Raw genomic sequence first — 1190 nt, 5'->3', positions numbered from 1 at the left:
TGAATAGGTCCGTGTTCTGTGGACGCCTTCTTCACTAATTTTGAGGCAAGGAGGCCATGATGAGCAGCAACAATTCAGCGACGAGTTCAAGCGGGACGCGGTCGCGCAGATCACCGAGCGGGGCTACCCGGTAAGGGAGGTGTCGGAGCGGCTCGGGGTCAGCCCGTATCCGCTCTACGCCTGGAAGAAGAAGTTCGCGAAGGCGTCATCGGGAGAGGCGGAGAAGGACACCGAGATCCGGCGCCTGAAGAAGGAGCTGGCGCGGGTCTCGGAGGAACGTGACATCCTAGAAAAGGGTCGCCATTGGCGCGCCATTGGTCCGAGCGACAATGGCGGCGCGTATTTCGCCAGGGATGCAAAGTGAGATACGCGTTCGTGGCCGAGCATCGCGGGCAGTTCTCCGTCAGGGCGATGTGCCGGTGTCTGCGCATCCAGCCGAGCGGCTTCCATGCGTGGGTGAAGTCGCCGCTCAGCAAGCGCGCCCAGGAAGACGCCCGCCAGACCGAACTGCTAAAGGAGGCCTTGGGTCGAAAGCGGCAAGGTCCATGGGCACCGCAAACTTCACGACGATCTTCTCGAGCAGGGCGAAGACGTCTGCCTGAACCGCGTCGCGCGCCTGACCAGGCTGGCCGGGATCACGCGGCACAGATCGGCTACAGGCGCCGCCCAGGCAAGTATCGTGGCAAACCCTCGGTCGTGGTCGACAACACCCTGGAGAAGGCTTCGCTTACCTCGCTGTGGTCATCGATCTGTTCTCTCGGCGCGTGGTCGGATGGTCCATGCAGTCGCGCCAGACGACCGACGTCGTGCTCCAAGCTCTGCTCGTGGCCACATGGCGGAGAAAGCCGAAGGCCGAGGTGTTGATCCACTCCGATCAGGGCAGTCAGTTCACCAGCATGGACTGGGCCGCTTTCCTGAAAGCCCACGACCTCGAGCATTCCATGAGCCGTCGAGGCAACTGCCACGATAACGCCGTTGCCGAAAGCGTCTTCAACCTGCTCAAGCGCGAGAGGATCAGGCCTCGCACCTACCGCACACGAGAGGAAGCCAGGCGAGACGTGTTCGACTACATCGAGATGTTCTACAACCCAAAGCGCAAGCACACACGGAACGGAATGCTGTCGCCCCTCGAGTTCGAGCGGCAGCAGAAACTGAGGCACGAGGGCGTCTAAGAAACACGGGGCTATTCA

General features: G+C 61.7%; 1 pseudogene. It reads left to right on the top strand.

What is annotated here, in order from left to right:
• The first annotated feature begins 40 nt into the window (after positions 1-40).
• A pseudogene (locus PMES_RS16230) lies at positions 41-1172 on the top strand (IS3 family transposase).
• Positions 1173-1190: the final 18 nt, after the last annotated feature.

It is taken from the genome of Profundibacterium mesophilum KAUST100406-0324 (genome assembly GCF_009835145.1).
Classification (GTDB): domain Bacteria; phylum Pseudomonadota; class Alphaproteobacteria; order Rhodobacterales; family Rhodobacteraceae; genus Profundibacterium; species Profundibacterium mesophilum.
The sequence above is the reverse complement of the archived record's forward strand: the minus strand, read 5'-3'. Positions and strand labels throughout refer to the sequence as shown.